Here is a 16,473-nt window from a genome sequence, read left to right as displayed (position 1 = left end):
TGTTCCGTGCCGACCCTCACGCCACGCGGTTCGTGAGCGGGTCGCCGGCGGCTATCTTCTCGACGTTCTCTCCCACGAGCGCCGCGATGTCCTCGTGGTAGTTCCCCGTCGCGGCGCTCACGTGCGGCGTGACGAGCACCTCGTCGAAGTCCCACAGCGGCGACTCCGCGGGGAGCGGTTCCTCGGCGAACACGTCGAGCGCCGCGCCCGCGATGTCGCCGGCATCGAGCGCCGCCACGAGGTCGTCCTCGTCGACGACGGGGCCGCGCGCGACGTTCACGAGGTAGGCGTCCCCGCGCATCGCCTCGAACGCCGGCGCGGCGACCATGCCTTCCGTCTCCTCGGTCAGCGGCATCGCCAGCACGACGAACCGGGCGTCGGCGACGGCCTCGTGCAGTCGGTCGGGCGTGAACACCGTCGAGACGTTCTCGACCGAGTCGCCGGAGCGCCGGACACCGACGACCTCCATGCCGAGGGCGGCCGCGCGGTTGACGACGCCCCGTCCGAGCGTGCCGAGGCCGACGACGCAGACGCGCTCGCCGTCGAGGGTGAACGGCTCCGTGTAGCGCGGGAGATTCCACTCGCGGTCGCGCTGGGCGTCGCGGTAGGCGTGGAGGCGGCGGGCGAGCGTCAGCATATAGGCGACGACCGTCTCGCCGACCGTGGTCCCGTGGACGCCGGTGCTGTTCGTGAGCGCCGTGCCGGCGGCCTCGTAGTCGGCGACGGGGAACTCGTCGTAGCCGGCGCGGACGCAGTGGACCCAGTCGGCGTCGACGAAGGCGTCTCTGTGGCCGAACGTGGCGACCGCGTCGCCCGGCCCGAACTCCTCGTCGTCGCCGACGCGCTCGACGGGGACGCCGTGGCCCGAAAGCGCCTCGGCGAACAGTCCCGGCGGCATCGTCCGCCCGACCGACTCGTCGACCGCGATGCGTTCGATGTGCATGGCCGAGGGGTCGCGGCGGCTCACGAAGGAAGTTGCGCCTTCGGCGCGGGTGGCCGGTTTCGGGCGTCCGGCGTCTGCCCCTGGTTCCTACGTCGTCTCGGACCACGGCGGCGGCAGGAGCACGTCCGTAGCTGGCTGGTCGGCGCGCCACTCGGCCCACGTCGTCACCGACGACGGGAGCACCGCCAGCTCCTCGCCGGACTGCGACCCGCAGATGCCCGTCGCCAGCAGTTGGCTCCAGTAGCTTCCGGTCGCCTCGTCGTAGAGCACGAGGTTCGCGGCGTTTCGGAGCTCGGTGTCGCCGGTCAGGACCGACGCGCCGAACACCCGCCCCTCGGCGGCGCTCGTGAAGCCGCGGGTCGCCGGCGGTTGCCACAGTTGCCCCGAGACGAGGAACGTCGTCGGCGCGCCGTCGACGGGGTTCGGCGGCGCGCTACACACCGTCCGCGGGAAGCCCTGCGCGACGATCGGGTCGGGGTTCCCCGGCGCGGGGAACCCGGCCTTCGGCGGCCGCACGCTCCCTTCGGTACAGCCCGCGAGTCCGGCGGCCGCCCCGCTCGCGACTCCGAGAAACGTGCGGCGGTACATACCTCTATATTGGTCGTTTGACGCGAAATAGCTAGCTCGAATTCGGGGTGTTCGATGCCCCATTTCGGCGTTTGCGACGCTCTGTGGGGTGAGATACGGTCGGACCGGACGCCGGGTCGTCAGTAGTTGGTGGCTCGGGTGAAATCTATCATCACAAGGGGCTGAGTGGGGGTAACCTTCGTCATCGCCACCGAGTCGGAGTCCGGGGCGGACGCTCAAGAATCCACCTTTTTCGCCCGCCGGGCGGCGGGAGTGACGGTTCCCCGAAACCCCACGCTCCCGACTCACTCGTCCCACGACGCCAACGCGGCGTGCTCGGCCGCGACCGCCTCGACTCCGTCGGCGTCCAGCACGCCCGACTCGGTGACGACGCCCGAGAGCGGGTCCGCGGGAACGACCTCGAAAATCGGGTTTTCGGTCCCTATCGCGGCCTCGCCGTCGTACAGTTCTCCCGCGTTCTCGCCGACGAACCGGTCGTCGCCGCGAACCTTGTCGCGGGCGCAGACGGCGAAGACGGGCACGCCGGCGCGGGCGGCCGCGAGCGCGACGGGGAGGCTTCCGACCTTGTTGACGACGCCGCCGGACGCGAGCACGGAGTCGGCTCCGAGGAGGACGGCGGCGGCCTCCCCAGCCATGACGAGTCCGGGGAGCGCCGCGTCGGTGGTCAGCGTCACGTCTCGCCCGTCGCGGGCGAGGCGCTCCGCGACGCCGACGCCCTCGCCGCCCGGTCGAGACTCGGCGACGAGGACGGCGGCGTCGGCGGCCTCGGTGGCTTCGAGCGCCGCGAGAACCGTCCCCGACCGCGAGAGGGTTGCGAGTCGGTCGTAGCCGCGTTCTCCGACGAGTTCGGCGGCGCAGGCGGCCGCCGCGTCGTCCGCTTCCGCCGCGTCGTCGATAGCCGCCTCGGCGCGGCGGCGAACCGATTCGGGCTCGGAGTCCGATTCGGCCATCACGCGGTTGACGCGGTTCTCGACGGCGGCCATGGTCGGGCGCGCGTCGCGGAGTCGCCGGGCGACCGACGCGACTGCGTCCCGCGAGTCCGCCTCGGCGGCGGCGTCGCGCAGGACCTCCAGCGCCCGGAGCGAAACCCACGCCGAGCCGTGGGTCTCGTCGCCGGCGACGGTCTCGACCGCGGGCGCGACCCGGCGGTAGGCCGCCCACAGTCCGGGGACCGTCTCGCGCTTTCGAATCGCGGTCGGGTGGACCCACTCGACCGCGGCGAGTTCCTCGTTGGTGTCGACGTCGCGGCTCCCCGCGTCGAACAGGAACGGGTGGACGGTCCACTCGCGGCCCCCGTCGGAAACGGGGAGGGGTGCTCCCGCGCGGACGAGGTCCGCGTCGGCCTCGCGGACGCCGACCTCCTCGGCGAGTTCGCGCCGGGCGTCGCGCTCGGCGTCGGCGGGGTCGCCCTCGACGTAGCCGGAGACGCCGGCCCAGCGACCCTGATACGTTCCGACCGCCTCGCTCCGCCGGGCGAGGAGGACGCGGCCGCCGTGTCGGAGGAAGACGGTGACGACGTGTGGCATATCCTGACTTACGCCCGCCACTGACAAAACGACTATTCAGGCCGGTCGCGTGGTGTCGGTATGCGACTCGCTATCCTGAGCGACACGCACGTTCCGGGGCGGGCCGACGGGATTCCGGGCTGGGTCGAAGACCGGGTTCGCGAGGCCGACCTCGTGATTCACGCGGGCGACTTCGACTCGCCGGACACGCTCGACCGCCTCCGCGACCTCTCGGCGCGGTTCGTCGGCGTTCGCGGGAATATCGACCCGCCGGCCATCGACCTCCCGTTCGTCGAGGTCGTCGAGGTCGACGGCCTCACGTTCGTCGTCACCCACGGCACGGGGACGAGAACGGGCTACGAGTCCCGCGTCGCCGACGCGGTCAGGGACGCCGCGGGCGACGGCGCGGTCGGCGTCGCGGGCCACATCCACGAGGTGGTCGACGAGACGGTCGACGGCGTCCGCGTCCTCAATCCGGGCACCGCGACGGCGGCGAATCCGGGCGACGACGCGACGATGATGGTCGGCACGGTCGCCGACGGCTCGCTGTCGGTCGAGGTCGTCCGCGACGACTGAGGTCGGTTCGTCGTCGCGCCGGGCGGAGCGGCCAGCCGTCGAACCGGCCCTCCCCGCCCGCCTGCGATACCGGCCCGGTTCGCCAGCATCCCGTCGTTTTTCACCGCCCTCGCCTTCCGACTCGGTATGGAGCTGTTTCCCGTTCCCGACGTGCCCGAGGTCCGCGAGGGCGACGACCTCGCCGCCCTCGTCTCGGAGCGCGTCGACCTCCGGCCCGACGACGTGGTCTGCGTCGCCTCCACCGTCGTCTCGAAGGCCGAAGGGCGGTTCGCCGACCTCGACGACTTCCCGGCCGGCCCGCGGGCGCGCGAACTCGCCGCCCGCCTCGCCGAACTGACCGGCGACGAGAAGGACCCGCGGTTCGCGCAGGCGGTCCTCGAAGAGAGCGTCGACCTCGTCATGTCCGAGCCGTTCCTCCTGACCGAGACGCGGTTCGGCCACGTCGGCGTCAACGCCGGTATCGACCGCTCGAACGTCCCCGACCACGACCTGCTGTTGCTCCCGAAGCGCCCCAGCGAGTCGGCCGAGCGCATCCGCGCCGGTATCGACGCCGACCGAGTCGTCGTCACCGACACCTGCGGCCGGCCGTTTCGACACGGTCAGCGCGGCGTCGCCATCGGCTGGGCGGGGCTGAGCGCCTCTCGCGACTGGCGCGGCGAGGCCGACCGCGACGGCCGCGAACTCGGCGTCACCGTCGAGAGCGTCGTGGACGAGCTCGCCGCGGCCGCCAACCTCGTGCAGGGCGAGGGCGACGGCGGCACCCCCGTCGTCGTCGTCCGCGGCTTCGAGTGGGGCGACCACGGCGAAAGCGACGCCCACTTCCGCGACATCGACGGCGACTTCGTGCGACAGGCGCTCCGCGAGTGGCGCTACGACCCCTGACGACTCGCTTCACCAGTTCACGCTCACACCACGCTCACACCATGCTCGGACTCGAACTCACCCCGGAACACCCCGTCGACGACCTCGTCGAACTGGGCACGCAGGCGGAACGCGAGGGCTACGACTCGTGTTTCGTCTCGTGTCACTACAACAACCGCGACCCCTTCGCGGTCCTCGCGCGACTCGCGGCCGAGACCGACGACATCCGCCTCGGCCCCGGCGTCGCCAACCCCTACGAGCTACACCCGGTGACGCTCGCCGGCAAGGTGGCGACCGTCGCAGAGGCCTCGGGCGGCCGCGGCCTCCTCGGTATCGGTCCGGGCGACCCCTCGACGCTCCGCAACCTCGGTCTCGAAGACGAGCGCGGCCTCCGCTCCGTGCTGGAGGCGTTCAAGGTCGCACAGAAGCTCTGGGACGGCGAGCGCGTCAGCCACGACGGCACGTTCGAGGCGACCGACGCCGGTCTCAACTTCGACGTGCCCGGCGAGGTGCCGGTGTACGTCGGCGGCGAGGGCCCGCACATGTGCCGCATGGCCGGCAAGCACGCCGACGGCCTGCTGTTCAACGGCTCGCACCCCGACGACCTCGCGTGGGCGCGCGAACAGGTCGATATCGGCGTCGAGGACCGCCCCGACTCGCGCGGCGAGTTCACGCTCGCGGCCTACGCCAGCGTCTCCGTCTCGGAAGACGCGGACGCGGCCCGCGAGGCCGCCCGCCCGCCGGTCGCCTTTATCACCGCCGGGGCGGCCCCGCCGGTCCTCGACAGACACGGCATCGACGCCGACCGCGCGAGCGACATCGGCGAGAAGATTTCGGCCGGCGCGTTCTCCGAGGCGTTCGGCCTCGTCACGCCGGCGATGATAGACGCCTTCTCGATGGCCGGCACGCCGGACGACGTGGCCGACCGGATGGACGCGGTGCTCGAACACGCGGACGGCGTCGTGGTCGGGTCGCCGGTCGGCCCCGACCTCGAAGAAGCGATTACTCTCGCCGCGGCGGCCTACCGCTCGACGAGCCGACACCGATAATCCCGAGTTCCGCGCCGATTGCGCCGAGGACGACGTAGGCGAACGCGCCGACGGCGAGGAGGATGAAGACGTTGCCGAAGAGGAAACTCACCGTCGAAAGCGGGTCGCTCAGCGCCACGTCGGCGAAGGTCACCACCAGTTCGAGGACGCTCGTGAGGAGCGCGATGACGAAGTCCGTGAGTGTTGCCATGCGCGACTCTCGGGATTCGGGGGTATTGATTGTGTGGGTTTCGCACGGCGCGCACCCCGACGCGGGCGACGGACGAGGTCCCCCTCTCCGTGGCGCCTCGGTCGGCACCGATAAGGACCGCGCCCACGGACGCTGAGTCATGCCGAACCGCTCGCTCGACGACTTCGCCGCCGGCGGCGACGAACCCGTCGACACCCCGCCCAGCGCCGACGAACCCGCCGACGCCACCGATTCCGTCGAGGCCGATTCCCGCGACGTGAGCACGCTCGCCACCTACCGATGGACGCCCGAACCCGCGGCGTGCCCACAGTGCGGCGAGTCAGTGCAAAAGCGGTGGCTCGACGGCGACGAGTACGTCTGTCTCGACTGCAAGGACTGGTAGCGGCCGGCCAAGCCACCCCTGTAACTATTCGGTATCTATCCCTGTCCGAGCCATCGCGCCACTTCGAACGACTGCGTCGGGGTGGCTCGGCAACGTTGCTCTCGTCGAGCCCCTATCCGAGCCGGCCACTTCGCCGGCCGAACCCGCGGACGAACGTCTTCTCGTCGATAGAGAGCACCGTGGGTCGGCCGTGCGGGCAGGTGTAGGGCGTCTCGCACGACCCGAGTCGCTCGACTACCCGCGCGGCCTCGTCGTCGGTGAGGTCGTCGCCGGCTTTAATCGACGGGTGGCACGCGAGGTCTCTCAGCAGTTCGGCCCGCGGGTCGGTGTCGTCGCCCGAAGCAACGTCGGCCACCACGTCCGCGAGCGCGTCCGGGGCGAACGGTCGGCCCAGCGGTGCCGGGACCGCTTCGACGCGGTACGTTCCGGCCCCGTCCCCGTCGCCGAACTCGGCGACGCGGAATCCCAGTCCCTCGACGAGGTCGCGGTTCGCGTCGAGGAGCGCCGCGTCGGTCGGCGACAGCGAGACGGTCGCGGGCGGGTCGACGGCGACCGATTCGACGCCCGCCGATTCGACGGCCTCGCGGAGTCGCTCGTAGTTGATGCGCTCGTGGGCCGCGTGCTGGTCGACGACGAGGAGTTCGTCGCCGGCCTCACAGAGCAGGTACAGGCCGCGGAACCGACCGATGACGCGGAGGTCGTCGAACACCGACGCGGCCTCGACGGGCGCGAGCGAGCTATCGAGGTCCATCGCCACCTCGCCGCTCCGCCGGAGGTCGGCCGTCGACAGCGCGTCGCGGACGCTCGCCTCGATCGCCTCGGCGACCGCGTCGGCGTCTCTGAAGCCCACCTCGTCCTTCGCGGGGTGGACGTTGTGGTCGACCCACGCGGGCGGGAGGCGGACGCTGACCACGCCGACCGGTTCGCGCCCGTCGGGCAGGAGCGTCCCGTAGCCGTCGGCGACCGCCCGGCGGAGTCGCGGTTCGGCGAGGGCGCGGCCGTTGACCGCGACGTGGACGTGGTCGCGCCGGGAGCGCGTCACCTCCGGGTGACAGAGCGCGCCGTCGACTTCGACCGTGGCCGTCTCGCCGGCCGCCGAGACCTCTCGCGACGCGTCGAACGTCGAGGCGTGGCTCGCGGCGTCGCGGCCGTACACCGCCAAGAGCGCGTCCGAGAAGCGGTCGGTCCCGGGCGTCGCGAGCGTCTCGCGGCCGTCGTGCCGCAGGACGAACCGCACGTCCGGCCGCGTGAGCGCGTAGCGGGTGACGACCGCCGAGACACGCGCGAACTCGGCTTTCGGCGACGCGAGCGACTTCTTCCGCGCCGGGCGGTCCGAAAACAGGTCGGTCACTTCGACGGTCGTCCCGCGCGCCCGACCCGCGGGCGAGACGGCCTTCTCGCGCTCGCCGTCCGTCGCCGCCTCGCCGACCTCGACGACGACTCGCGTCCCCCGCGGGCCGCCGTCGTTCGTCGTCAGTTCGAGTCGGGTGGCGGCCGCGGCGATGCTCGGGAGCGCCTCGCCCCGGAAGCCGAGCGTCTCGACGGTTTCGAGGTCGTCGGCCGTAGAAAGCTTGCTCGTCGCGTGTCGCTCGACCGCGAGCGCGGCGTCCGATTCGGCCATTCCGCGGCCGTCGTCGGCGACGCGGGTTCGGTCGGTCCCGTCGCCGTCGACCTCGATCTCGACGGTCTCCGCGCCGGCGTCGAGGGCGTTTTCGACCAGTTCGACCACGACGCTCGCGGGGCGGGCGACGACCTCGCCGGCGGCGATTTTCGAGCGCGTCTCCGGGTCGAGTCGGCGAATCATTCGAGTCTTCCTTTGAGCTCCGACAGGAGGTTCAGCGCCTCCAGCGGCGTGGTGTCCACGAGGTCGGCCTCGCGGAGCGCCTCGGCGACGGCTTCGAGTTCGGGGTTCGGTTCGGCGGTCGAGGTCGCTCGGCTCGGGGTCTCCGTCTGACTGTGACCGTTCTCCAACCCATCGACGTAGGCGGCGAGCGTGCCGTCTTCGGCGGCCTCGTCGACCTCGCCGTTCGCCGCGGCGGCGACGCCGCCTCCTCCGGAGTCGGCCGCACTCTCGGCGTCGGTCTCGGTTTCGTCCACGAGGTTCCGCGCCCGCCCGACCACGCTGGCCGGCACGCCGGCCAACTGCGCCACTTCGACCCCGTAGGACGACGAGGAGGGGCCGTCGGCGACGCTGTGGAGGAACGTGACCTCGCCGTCGCGCCGCGCCGCGGTGAAGTGGAGGTTGAACACGCCCTCGCGGTCGTCGGCCGCGTCGGTGAGGTCGTGGTAGTGGGTCGCAAACAGCGTCGTCGCGCCGACCTCGTCGTGGAGGAACTCGGTGGCCGCGCGGGCGATGGCGAGGCCGTCGGCGGTGGAGGTGCCGCGGCCGACCTCGTCGAGGAGGACGAGCGAGTCGCCGGTGGCGTTGTGGAGGATTTCGGTCAGTTCGCTCATCTCGCGCATGAACGTGGACTGGCCGCCCGCGATGTCGTCGGACGCGCCGATGCGGGTGAACACGCGGTCGAGGACCGGCAACTCCGCCGACTTCGCGGGGACGAAGCCACCGACCTGCGCGAGGACGCAGACGAGCGCGACCTGCCGCATGTACGTCGATTTCCCGGACATGTTGGGACCGGTGACGAGCGCGACGCTCCCCCGCGGGAGGGCCGCGGGGTTCGGGACGAACTCGTCCTGTGCGCGCTCGACGACGGGGTGTCTGCCGGCGTCGATGTGGATGCCGCCGGCCTCGCCGGTCGCCCCGGCTTCGTCGGTCGAGCTGACCGGGGAGGCGGCGTCCGCGTGGAACCCGGGGCGGGCGTAGTCGTTCGCCACCGCCACGTCCGCGAGCGTCCGGAGCACGTCGAGGTCGGCGAGGGCGTCGGCGACGGCCTGAATCCGGGCGGACTCGGTCGCCACGTCGGCGCGCACCTCGCAGAACAGGTCGTATTCGAGCGCGTCGGCGCGGTCCGAGGCGCGGAGAATCTCGTCTTCGCGCTCCTTCAGTTCGGGCGTGTAGAACCGCTCTGAGTTCTTCAGCGTCTGTCGGCGCTGGTAGTCGTCGGGGACGCGGTCGAGGTTCGGGTTCGTCACCTCGATGTAGTAGCCGTGGACCTGATTGTAGCCGACCTCAAGCGAGTCGATGCCGGTGCGCTCCTGCTCGCGGGCTTCGAGGTTCGACACCCACTCGCGGCCCGCCTCGGCGGTGCCGCGGACCTCGTCCAGCTCGGCGTCGAAACCGTCGGCGATGACGCCGCCCTCGGTAATCTCCTGCGGCGGGTCGGAGACGACCGCGTCGCCGACGAGGTCGCGCACGTCTTCGAGTTCGTCCAGCGAGTCGCGCAGGTCCGCGAGGAGGTCGGAATCGGTTCCGGCGAGCGCCTCGCGAATCTCCGGAACGCGGTCGAGCGTCGTCTTCAGCGAGCGCAGGTCGCGGGCGTCGGCGCGCTCGCGGGAGACGCGGGCGACCAGTCGTTCGAGGTCGTACACCGACGAGAGGTGGTCTCGGAGGTCGGCGCGGGCCAGCGCGTCGTCGCAGAGGGCGTCCACGGCGTCCAGTCGCGCCTCGATTCGGTCGCGGTCGACGAGCGGGCGGCGGAGCCACGCCTCAAGCCGGCGGCGACCGAGCGCACAGGCCGTCTCGTCGAGCACCGAAAACAGCGTGCTCCCGGCGCGGGCGCTCCGCGACTCGAACAGTTCGAGGCTTCTGATGGCGGTCGCGTCGAGCTGGAGGAACTCGCGGGGGTCGAACCGCGTGACGCGGGTGACGTACGCAAGCTTCGAGTCGCCCTGTGCGTACTCGGCGTAGGCGAGCGCCGCGCCGACCGCCCGGAGTTCGGCGTCCGACTCGACCACGGCGTCCGGCCGGGGGGCGTAGGCCGACAGCGTCTCGCGGGCCGCGTCGGCGTCGAACGCCGCCGGTTCGAACGGCGTCTCCATCGGGTCGAACGACAGGTCCGGGAGGTCACAGTCGGGACCGACGACGAGTTCGGCGGGCGCGAGGCGCTCCAGTTCTTCGAGCGCCAGCGCGCGGTCGGCCCCGGTGACGAGGCACTCGCCGGTCGAGACGTCCACGACGGCGAGGCCGTAGGTGTCTGCGTCGGCGTCGCTGTCGTGGCTCTCGCCGTCGCCCCCGCCCCGGGCGACCGCGCCGAGATAGGTCGCGCGGCCGGCGTCGAGCAGTTCCTCGTCGACGACGGTGCCGGGCGTGATGAGCTGGGTGACCGCGCGGTCGACGAGGCCGGACGCCTCCTCGGCGTCTTCGACCTGCTCCGCGAGCGCGACCCGGTAGCCGGCGTCGAGCAGGCGTTCGAGGTAGCCCGCGGCGTTGTCGATGGGGATGCCCGCCATCGGCCACGTCCCGGTGGAGTCCTCGCGCTGGGTCAGCGCCACCTCGCAGGTGCGGGCGACGGCCTCCGCCGCGCCGCAGAACGCCTCGTAGAAGTCGCCGACCTGAAACAGCACGACTGCGTCGTCGTGTTCCGCACAGAGCTCGGCGTACTGCGAGAGCATCGGCGTCAGGTCGTCTCGGGCTTCCAGCATCTCCGGCGGCGCGCCGTACACCGCCTCCCGCTGGGCGTCCGCGTTCATACTCACACCCGGGTCGCCGAGCGATAAAAACGCCCGGGAACGGCCCGGTCGCCGCCGTCCGCGCGAACCGCCGCCCGCGACTGAGGCGTGCGGGAGACACGCAAGGCCAATGTGGACACCCAGCAAGGTTAGGTAGACCGAGGCAATACTAACACGCAGAGACCCGTCGGCGGTGCGGACGGTCGGCGGGGCATCCGGGATATCAATGACTGATGCACATGCAGACGCCGACTTCGACTCCGCGCCCTCGGTCGAGGCGGTGTCGGACCTCGCGACACGAATCTCCGAGAACGTCGAACGGGTCATCGTCGGCCACCACGACGCCATCGAAGACATCATCGTGGCGCTGTTCGCCCGCGGGCACCTCCTGTTGGAGGACGTGCCGGGCGTCGGCAAGACGATGCTCGCCCGCGCCATCGCCACCTCGATAGAGGGCTCGTTCGAGCGCATCCAGTTCACGCCCGACCTCCTCCCGTCGGACGTGACGGGCGTGAACGTGTTCAACCAACAGACCAGCGAGTTCGAGTTCCGCGAGGGACCGGTGTTCGGGAACGTCGTCCTCGGCGACGAGATAAACCGCGCGCCGCCGAAGACGCAGGCCGCGCTCCTCGAAGTCATGGAGGAGCTCCAGGTGACCGTCGACGGCGTCACCCGCCGCGTCCCCGACCCCTTCACCGTCATCGCCACGCAGAACGACGTGGAGCCCGACCGGACGTACGACCTCCCGCTGGCCGAACTCGACCGGTTCATGAAGAAGATTCACCTCGGCTACCCGAACGAGGCCGAGGAGACGGAACTGCTCGGCCGCGTCTCCGGCCACCACCCCATCGAGTCGCTCGAACCGGTCGCGTCGGCCGGCGACGTGCGCGACGCCCGCGAGCGCATCCTCGACGTGACGGTGAGCGAGCCGGTCCGCCGCTACGTCTCTCGGCTCGCGGCCGACACCAGAGCGCGCGCCGACCTCGGCGTGAGCCCCCGCGGCTCCATCGCGCTCGTCCGCGCCGCGCAGGCCCGCGCCGCTCTCGACGCCCGCGACTACGTCGTCCCCGACGACGTGCAACGCGAGGTGCGGAGCGTCTGGGCCCACCGCGTTCGGACGACCGACGAGCGCTCCGGCCGCGACGTGGTCGAGCGGGCGCTCGACACCGTCGCGGTCGAGTGAGACCGATGAGGCTCACGCTCCGCGGCTGGGTCGCCGTCGCGGTCGTGGTCGTCGGCGTCGCCAACGCCGTCGCCTACGGCCCGCGGGCGCTCAACGCCGTCGTCGTCCCGGTCGCCGTCGGCCTCGTCGTCGGCGCGGTGCAGGTCTGGCGCGTCTCGCCGCCCCGAGCCGAGCGCGTCGCGCCCGACGACGGCTTCCCCGGCGAGACGCGCACCGTCTCGCTCGATATCGACGCCGACAGGCCGTTTCCGGCCACCGTCGCCGACGCCCTCTCGCCGGGGCTCGACGGCGACACCGCGGTCGACTCGGTCGTCGGCGACGGCCGCGTCGACTACGAGGTGACCTACCGCGGCCGCGGCCCGGCGACGCTCGGCCCGGCGACCGTCGTCGCCCGCGACATCCTCGGCCTGTTCTCGAAGTCGTTCGCCGCCGGCGGGACGACCGAGGTGCTCGTCTTCCCGCGAGTTCGGTCGCTCGGCGTGGCGGCCCGCCGCGACCTCTCGGCGCTCGCCGACGCGGGGCGAACCGACGAGCGCGCCGAGTTCGACCGCCTGCGCGAGTACGTCCCCGGCGACCCGCTCCGCGACATCCACTGGAAGTCGAGCGCCAAGTCCGGCGACCTCGTGGTGAAGGCCTACGACGACCGGGTCACGGCCGACGCGGTGCGCGTCTCGGTCGGCGCGACCGACGGCCACGAGGACGACGCGGCGGAGGCGGCCGCGACGCTCTGCTGTGCGCTCCTCGACGCCGGCGTTCCGGTCAACCTCACCTCGCCCGCCGGGGTCGTCGAGGCGACGCCGGGCGACCGACGGCGCGTCCTCGGCCACCTCTCGCGGCTCCGTCCGGGGTCGGTCCCCGACGAGACCGCCGAGGTCGTCGTCAACGGCGACGCCGGGAAGACGCGCGTCGCGCTCGGCGGCCGCGAGACCACGTTCGACCGCCTGCGCGCCGACGGCGACGCCGCGGGTGGCTCGACCCCGAACCCGGCGAGTCCCGCCGGGGGCCGCGGTGCCGACTCGGGGGTGTCGGCGTGACGGTCGCCGGCGAGTCGGCGTCGGCTGATTCGGCCGGCTCGACGAACACAGTCTTCGGCGTCCCCGCGGGCTTCCTCGCGGCGGCGGCCTCGCTGGTCCTCATCGGCGCGTTCCTCGCGGTCGTCTACGACATCACGAACGTCGTGGGTCGCCGCGACCAGTTCGTCCTCCTCGCGGCGGGGACGCTCGCCCTCGCCACCGTCGTGGGGTGGACGCTCCGCCCCAGATACGCGCTCGGCCTCGCGGTTCTCATCGCCGGCGGCGGCTTCGCGGCGTACTTCCTCGCGCTCCCCGAGAGCCAGGTCGCGTTGCTCTCGCCGGAGCGCCTCTTGGCCGACACGTTCGCGCTCCTCAGCGGCCTCTCGGCGCTCCGGCTCCTGTCGGCCGACGTGTGGGCGCTCGCGGTGACGCCCGGGCCGGTGTTCCTCGCGTGGTATCTCGCGGTCCGCGGGCGAATCGCGCCGGCCGTCGCGGTCGCCGGGAGCGGCCTCGGCCTGTTCGTCCTCACCACCGACGCCACGGGGACGCTCACGCTCCTCGGCGTCGGCGCGGGCATGGCCGCGGTCGGCCTCGACGGCATCGACCGCTTCGGGAGCGCCGGCGGCCAGCTCGACGTGCTGACGGTCGTCCTCGCCGCGATGGTCGTGCTGTCGGCCACCGTCACGGTCCTCCCCGGCGCGGGCGGGTCGCCGGTCATCGCCGACGGCGGCGTGGCCGAACAGCCGACCGTCGAGGCCAGCCTCGTGAGCGCGGACGACCGCATCTCCGTCGTCGGGAGCATCAGCCTCTCGCCGCAGGTCCGCTTCGAGGTCCAGAGCACGTCGCCGGACTACTGGCAGACGGCGACGTTCGACCGCTACACCGGCGACGGCTGGGTCAGGACCGGCGACACCAGCGACTACGAGGGCGGCCGGTTGGCCGGCCCGGAGGGTCCCTCGCGACTGGTCCGTCAGACCGTCACGCCGGCGACGCCGCTCGATTCGATGCCCGCGGCGTGGCGGCCCGTCGCCGTCTCCGGCGACATCGAAAACGAGACGCTCGTCACCCAACAGGGGAACCTCCGCCCCGCCCGAGCCGTCGAAATCGGTGAGACGTACAACGTCACGAGCGAAGTCCCGCAGTACACCGCGGCGTCGCTCCGGCGGACCGGAACCGACTACCCCGACGAGATACGCGAGCGGTATCTCGCGCTCCCCGACAGCACGTCCGACCGCGTCCGCGACCGCGCCGCCGAGATAGCGGGCGACGCGGAGACGCCCTACGACAAGGCCGTCGCGGTCGAGGAGTGGCTCGAAGCCAACAAGGAGTACTCCCTTCGGGTGTCCCGACCCGACGGCGACATCGCCGAGTCGTTCCTCTTCGAGATGGACGCCGGCTACTGCACCTACTACGCCTCGACGATGGTGGTTCTCCTCCGCTCGGAGGGCGTCCCCGCGCGGTTCGTCACCGGCTACACGACCGGCGAGCGCGTCGGCGGCGACCGCTACGTCGTCCGCGGCCTCGACTCCCACGCGTGGGTCGAGGTCTACTTCGAGGACACCGGCTGGGTGCGCTTCGACCCGACGCCCGCCGGTCCCCGGCAGGACGCGGAGTCGACGACGCTCAGCGACGCCCGCGACGAGGGTCAGACGGGCGTCGACACCAACGAGACGAACGTCGAGTCCAACGAGACAGAACAGCCCACGACGACCGCGAACGACACCGAAACGCCGACCGAAGACGACAACGAGACGAACGCGACGCCCGCCGGCGGTAGCCCGCCGGGCCCCAGCATCGACGAGCGCCTCGGCGTCACGCCGACGGGCGACGGCGCGGTCGAAGACGACGAGGGCGGCGGCCTCGTCCCCGAGATGCCGTCTCGGGAGACGATTCTCGTCGGTCTCGTCGGCCTCCTCGGCGTCGTGGCCGGCGTCAGGCGGACTCGACTCCCGGCGCACCTCCGGTTTGCGACCGCGGCGTATCAGCGGCGCACCGACTCGCCGGCCGACGATGTGTTCCGCGCGTACGACCGGCTCGAGCTCGCCCTCGAACGCGAGTACCGGCCGCGTCGCCCCGGCGAGACGGTCAGAGCCTACCTCGATTCGCTCTCTCGCGTCGGCGTGGACGAGCGGACCCGACAGGTCGGGAGACTCTACGAGCGCGCGAAGTACGGCGACGGCGTCACCCGGGCCGACGCCGACGAGGCGGTGGCCGCGGCGAACGCCGTCGTCCGCGCCCGTCTGCCGCTCGTCAGACGCTGGACGGACTGAGAGCGCGAAGAACCGCGTCACTTTTTCTACGTGCGCTCGCACGAACGGGCAATGGCGACACGAGACGCTGTCTTCGCAGTCCTGTGTGCCGCCCTCTGTGTGCTCGCCGTGGTCGCGCCGACCGCGGTCGCACAGGAGGTCCCCGCGAGCGGTCCGGGCGTCGAGCCGCTCGTCCAGCAGGGAGTCGAACCGGACAGCACGCGAATCGTCGTCGACGTCTCCGAGAGCGGCGACGCCACTTGGGAGATTCAGTACTGGACCCGGCTCGACGACGAGAACACCACCGAGGCCTTCCAGTCGCTCCGGGACGACGTGCGTGCCAACCCCGACGACTACACCTCGGCGTTCGCAGAGCGCATCGCCTCGACCGTCGGGGCCGCGGAGAACGCCACCGGCCGGGAGATGGCCGCGACGAACGTCTCGGTCTCGGCGGAGACGCGGTCGCTCCCCGACAGCTTCGGGGTCGTCTCCTACTCCTTCGAGTGGTCCAACTTCGCGGCGGTCGACGGCGACCGCCTCGTCGTCGGCGACGCCATCGAGGGCTTCTTCCTCGACAGTAGCTCCCGGCTCATCCTCTCGTGGCCCGACGACTACGGCGCGACGACCGTCGAGCCCGCGGGCGACGAGACGCGCGAGCACACGGTCATCTGGCGCGGCTCCCAGACCGAGTTCGTCTCGGGCGAGCCGAGCGTCGTCCTCGAACGCGGCGCGGGCGGTCCGGGAACGACGGCGACGGCGTCGCCGACTCCGACGCCGGCCGACTCGGAGACGCCCGCCGCCGGCGACGACCCGTTCCCGACGACGACCGCGCTCGTCGCGGTCGTTCTCGTCGTCCTCGTCGGTGCCGGCGCGCTCTATCTCCGCTCGCGGGGCGCGCTCGGCGGCGGCGGCGACGGCGGTGCAGACGCGACCGACGCGGCCGGCGGGACGGCCGCCGAAGCGCCCCCCGAGGCGACCGACGCGAGCGCGGGCGAAGCCGCCTCGGCGTCGGCGGGCGACGACACAGCGTCCGCCGCGGCGAGCGCCGGGGCTGGTGCGGGCGCGTCCGACGATGAGTCCGACGCGGGCGGCGACGGCGGCGACGAGCCGAGTCCGCCGCCGGAACTCCTCAGCAACGAAGAGCGCGTCCTCCGGCTCATCGAGTCCCGCGGGGGCCGCATCAAGCAACAGGAGGTCGCCGGCGCGCTCGACTGGACCGACGCGAAGACGAGCAAGGTCGTCCGCGGGATGCGCGATGAGGGGACCATCGAGGGCTTCCGCCTCGGCCGCGAGAACGTCCTCCGCCTACCGGAAGACGACGAGGGCGCGGACGCGGACACCGACGGCGGCGACGCGAAAGGAGTATAA

14 protein-coding genes are annotated in these 16,473 nt (G+C 72.2%); 8 read left to right on the top strand and 6 right to left on the bottom strand.

Annotated elements, in window-relative coordinates; all coding sequences use genetic code 11:
• Positions 1 to 16: 16 nt before the first annotated feature.
• From ddh to IEV64_RS17285, 3 genes are all read right to left on the bottom strand, one after another.
• Entirely contained in the window at positions 17 to 943 is a 927-nt protein-coding gene (ddh, locus tag IEV64_RS17295; protein WP_188424787.1) for a D-2-hydroxyacid dehydrogenase, read from the bottom strand.
• A gap of 87 nt (positions 944 to 1,030) precedes the next feature.
• The gene (locus tag IEV64_RS17290; RefSeq protein WP_188424687.1) at positions 1,031 to 1,531 is read right to left on the bottom strand and encodes a DUF3179 domain-containing (seleno)protein; all 501 of its coding nucleotides are present in this window, start codon (positions 1,529 to 1,531) and stop codon (positions 1,031 to 1,033) included.
• 284 nt (positions 1,532 to 1,815) lie between these two features.
• Complete coding sequence (locus tag IEV64_RS17285) at positions 1,816 to 3,057, bottom strand: eIF2B alpha/beta/delta subunit family protein (RefSeq protein ID WP_188424686.1); 1,242 nt, start codon at positions 3,055 to 3,057, stop codon at positions 1,816 to 1,818.
• 60 nt (positions 3,058 to 3,117) lie between these two features.
• Here IEV64_RS17285 and IEV64_RS17280 point away from each other — a divergent pair, with 60 nt between their 5' ends.
• The 3 genes from IEV64_RS17280 to IEV64_RS17270 all read left to right on the top strand — a co-directional run bounded on the left by IEV64_RS17280 (position 3,118) and on the right by IEV64_RS17270 (position 5,522).
• Positions 3,118 to 3,612, top strand: a complete 495-nt coding sequence (locus IEV64_RS17280) for a metallophosphoesterase family protein (protein WP_007276121.1) — start codon at positions 3,118 to 3,120, stop codon at positions 3,610 to 3,612.
• Positions 3,613 to 3,738: 126 nt separating this feature from the next.
• Positions 3,739 to 4,494, top strand: a complete 756-nt coding sequence (locus IEV64_RS17275; protein ID WP_007276120.1) for a coenzyme F420-0:L-glutamate ligase — start codon at positions 3,739 to 3,741, stop codon at positions 4,492 to 4,494.
• Between the two features lie 41 nt (positions 4,495 to 4,535).
• Positions 4,536 to 5,522 carry a 5,10-methylenetetrahydromethanopterin reductase gene (locus tag IEV64_RS17270; RefSeq protein ID WP_188424684.1) on the top strand — a complete coding sequence of 329 codons (987 nt, stop codon included), beginning with the start codon at positions 4,536 to 4,538 and terminating at the stop codon, positions 5,520 to 5,522.
• On the opposite strand, the gene IEV64_RS17265 is transcribed toward IEV64_RS17270, so the two are convergent.
• Entirely contained in the window at positions 5,476 to 5,712 is a 237-nt protein-coding gene (locus IEV64_RS17265) for a DUF8024 family protein (protein ID WP_007276118.1), read from the bottom strand. The genes IEV64_RS17270 and IEV64_RS17265 overlap by 47 nt on opposite strands.
• A gap of 139 nt (positions 5,713 to 5,851) precedes the next feature.
• Between IEV64_RS17265 and IEV64_RS17260 the strand changes: the two genes are divergently transcribed.
• Complete coding sequence (locus IEV64_RS17260; protein ID WP_007276117.1) at positions 5,852 to 6,094, top strand: DUF7573 domain-containing protein; 243 nt, start codon at positions 5,852 to 5,854, stop codon at positions 6,092 to 6,094.
• A gap of 112 nt (positions 6,095 to 6,206) precedes the next feature.
• Here IEV64_RS17260 and mutL read toward each other — a convergent pair whose 3' ends face one another.
• Both mutL and mutS read right to left on the bottom strand, forming a co-directional pair.
• Positions 6,207 to 7,898 (bottom strand): DNA mismatch repair endonuclease MutL, encoded by a 1,692-nt coding sequence (gene mutL, locus IEV64_RS17255; protein WP_188424681.1) that lies wholly within the window; start codon positions 7,896 to 7,898, stop codon positions 6,207 to 6,209.
• Positions 7,895 to 10,681: a DNA mismatch repair protein MutS gene (gene mutS, locus IEV64_RS17250; protein WP_188424679.1), complete on the bottom strand. Its 2,787-nt coding sequence runs from the start codon at positions 10,679 to 10,681 to the stop codon at positions 7,895 to 7,897. The genes mutL and mutS overlap by 4 nt, the downstream gene beginning before the upstream one ends.
• 205 nt (positions 10,682 to 10,886) lie before the next feature.
• Here mutS and IEV64_RS17245 point away from each other — a divergent pair, with 205 nt between their 5' ends.
• Genes IEV64_RS17245 through IEV64_RS17230 form a run of 4 tightly spaced genes read left to right on the top strand, consistent with a single transcriptional unit; the run spans position 10,887 to position 16,473 of the window.
• Positions 10,887 to 11,843 (top strand): AAA family ATPase, encoded by a 957-nt coding sequence (locus IEV64_RS17245; RefSeq protein WP_007276114.1) that lies wholly within the window; start codon positions 10,887 to 10,889, stop codon positions 11,841 to 11,843.
• A 5-nt stretch (positions 11,844 to 11,848) separates the two neighbouring features.
• Positions 11,849 to 12,877, top strand: coding sequence for a DUF58 domain-containing protein (locus tag IEV64_RS17240; RefSeq protein ID WP_188424677.1), 1,029 nt, complete (start codon positions 11,849 to 11,851; stop codon positions 12,875 to 12,877).
• Positions 12,874 to 15,126, top strand: coding sequence for a transglutaminase TgpA family protein (locus IEV64_RS17235; RefSeq protein WP_188424675.1), 2,253 nt, complete (start codon positions 12,874 to 12,876; stop codon positions 15,124 to 15,126). Before IEV64_RS17240 ends, IEV64_RS17235 begins: the two co-directional genes overlap by 4 nt.
• A gap of 51 nt (positions 15,127 to 15,177) precedes the next feature.
• Positions 15,178 to 16,473 (top strand): helix-turn-helix transcriptional regulator, encoded by a 1,296-nt coding sequence (locus tag IEV64_RS17230; RefSeq protein WP_188424673.1) that lies wholly within the window; start codon positions 15,178 to 15,180, stop codon positions 16,471 to 16,473.

The sequence above is a fragment of the Haloferax sulfurifontis genome (genome assembly GCF_014635105.1).
Lineage (GTDB): Archaea > Halobacteriota > Halobacteria > Halobacteriales > Haloferacaceae > Haloferax > Haloferax denitrificans.
The sequence above is the reverse complement of the archived record's forward strand: the minus strand, read 5'-3'. Positions and strand labels throughout refer to the sequence as shown.